1 pseudogene is annotated in these 3,035 nt (G+C 65.3%); it reads left to right on the top strand.

The annotated features are described in order from the left end of the window. Nucleotides 1–93: 93 nt before the first annotated feature. Nucleotides 94–1,220 (top strand): annotated as a pseudogene (locus tag ACFYP3_RS37385) (IS110 family transposase); the annotation flags it as partial. Nucleotides 1,221–3,035: the final 1,815 nt, after the last annotated feature.

Below are 3,035 nucleotides of genomic sequence, written 5' to 3'. Positions count from 1 at the left end.
GCACTGTACTTCGAGGGCCTTGCCACGTGGATCTACACCTTCCAGGATCACCAAGATCCATTGTCAGGCGTGTCCACACCACGGGGATCACCTCAGGCCGTCTTCAACAGTAGGCTCAAAGCCAAGTTCGGCACTGTCCAGGTGATCGTCGACCAGCCCGCCTCGATCGGCGCCCTGCCGCTGACCGTCGCCCGCGACGCGGGCTGCGAGGTCGCCTACCTGCCCGGACTCGCCATGCGGCGCATCATCGACCTCTACCCGGGAGAGGCGAAAACCGAAGCGAAAGACGCGGCGGTGAGCTCGGACACCGCCCGCACGATGCCCCACATTCTGCGTTCGCTGGAGCTGACCGCCGAGATCACCGCCGAGCTCACCGTGCTGACCGGCTTCGACCAAGACCTCGCCGCGGAAGCCACCCGCACCTCCAACCGAATACGCGGCCTGCTCACCCAGTTCCACCCCCGCCTCGAGCGCGTCCTGGGCCCCGCCTGGACCACCCCGCCATCACCTGGCTCCTCGAGCGCCACGGATCCCCGACCGCACTGCGCAAGGCTGGCCGCCGCAGACTCATCAAGGTAATCCGCCCCAAGGCCCCGCGCATGGCCGCCCGGCTGATCGACGACATCTTCGACGCCCTCGACGAACAGAGCGTCGTGGTCCCGCGCACCGGCACCCTCGACGTGGTAATCCCGTCCCTGGCCCGCTCACTCCCCGCCGGCCACGAACAGCGCCGGGCCCTGGAAGCCCAGATCAGCACCCTGCTGAAGGCCCACCCTCTTCATCCGGCCCCGACCTCGATGCCGGGAGTCGGCGTTAGGACCGCCGCCGTCCTGCTGGTCACCGTCGGCGACGGGACCGGCTTCGCCAGCACCGCCCACCACGGCCGGCCTCGCCCCCACCACCAGATCCTCGGGGACCTCAATTCATGGTGAGCACGCACCACCCGGCGGAAACCGACAGCTCAAACGCGCGATACTCCTCTCCGCCTTCGCCTGCATGAACGCCGACCCCGCCCCCCCCGCACCTACTACGACAGGCACCAAGCCCACGGCAAAACACACACCCAAACCATCCTCCGCCTCGCCCGCCAACGCATCAACGTCCTCTTCGCCATGCTCCACGACAGCACCCTCTACGAATCCCGGAACCCCCACCGTCACCCTCGCGGCATGACACCACCCCCAACAACCTCATCGGCCACGTCCTTGACGAAGACATAGAGACACCGCCTGCAGGATGCTGACGGGACCCGGCAGGCGATGGCTTGGCTGGGTGAGGGCACTTCGGTGCCCCACCAGCAGAGCATCCGGGGCTTCGCGAAGTCTCGGGCCAGGCCGCTTGAGAGCAGCAAGGCGAAGCGCTGCCGGTGTGGTAGCGGGCCGGGATGCCGCAGGTCAAGCGGGAGCGTGATACGCTTTTGTCCCCCCGAACTGCGCGGCCCGCGAATTCATTCCCTCTCCACGATGGCCGTCTGTATCTGGCGGGTGGGATCGTCCTTACGGCGGTGTGGTCGCGTGATCTTTCGTCCGCGCCGCCGTCGGTGTGTGTACCGGGACAGCCTCGGCCCCTCGTACGCGGGCCCTGCCGTCCAGACCGATATCATTTCGCTGTCTGAGACCGGCGCCGCGATGTGTCGGGGGGCGTTCAGGAGACTGCCACCACCACTTCTGACACCACCTGGCCCACGCCCAGCACGGGCCGTGCCGCACAGGCCGCACAGAAATTCGCCCGCTACCAGCGGATTACGGCTCGCCGCTAGACGCCGATGAACCAGCCCGCCACCGCAGTCGAAATCCCTGCGGTGGCGGATGGAACAGCAGGCCATCAGCTACATGATGTGCGTGAAGAGCAGCGACATCGTAGCTAGCAGGGTAGTCAGCCTCTGCTGTTGACACGGCAAATCGAAGCTCTAGCGCTCTTGCCAGGATGCCTTGGAGACCCGGCTGCTCCCGACTATGCCTTTAGGCTCCCTGCACCGACGCAGCGGGATCGCCCCTCGCCGGCCTCGCCAAGTAACCAAGCACCGCTGGGTGGGCCGGGACCCGGCAAGGTGTGATGACCTTGCGCCGAGCGGATCTCGAAGGTTCACTTGCCGTCTTCGAGAGATCGCCCCCGCTGGCTCAAGGGAGTGGATCCGACCATAGGTGAGCTGAAATCACCCATAAATACATGACCCGCACGGTCTCTATAACAGCCCGCCGACTCACTGGACTAGCGCGCTAGTCCTCACCCAAAGCAGGTCATTAGAATGACCGCCACAAGGTTTACAAGAACGACCATTGCAACACCGATGATCACAAAGCAGCTTCTGGGTGACGGGGTTGGGTACACGCAATCACCTCCCTCCGGTGTAGATCTGACTACGGGCCTGGTCTCCACTGGTCACACGTCGCTTACCGAAGGGGAAGCAGACATGGACAGAGGCGAGCCCCGATGTGCTGTCCTCCACCGGACCAGGCAAACTAGCTGACAGCAGCACCCCGGGCCGATTCCTGCATTCATCAGACGCGAAAACAGCCAGCTCATGACTCAGGACTGATTCACAGTCGGGGCGGGGAAGTGCCGACAGGTCAGACGCCCAGCAGGTGGGGCGTATCAGGCAGCGCGTAGCGATGCTGTGCGGCAACTGGTCCCGCTGGCCGACCGTGATCACGATGGACATAGGCTTCCGGCCTTGCCAGACCGTGACAAATACGTCTGCACAGCCCGAGCGTGCGCGAACCCCGTCTATGGCTGACCCGCAACAGCCACCACCGCGCAGATGCCTCACTTTGTTAGTGCTGGCCTCGGGCATCGGCCATCGCCGACGGCTGGCAGGGGACCAGAGCCGGTCCAACCGGAAGCAGAGCAAACAGCATGAAGATCATGAGCCGCTGGTTCGCGACCCCCGGCAGGCGGCCGGCTAACGCCCAGGGGCACAGCCGCGGCGGCTAGCGGGGCTAAGACCGTGTCCTATGTGGTGAGGCGGACGAGGCGTTTGTAGCAGCAGAGGGCGGCTGCTAGGCCGAGGAAGGCCAGGTAGTTGCGGGGATGGC

The sequence above is a fragment of the Streptomyces sp. NPDC005533 genome (assembly GCF_042871845.1).
Taxonomy (GTDB): Bacteria; Actinomycetota; Actinomycetes; order Streptomycetales; family Streptomycetaceae; genus Streptomyces.
The sequence above is the reverse complement of the archived record's forward strand: the minus strand, read 5'-3'. Positions and strand labels throughout refer to the sequence as shown.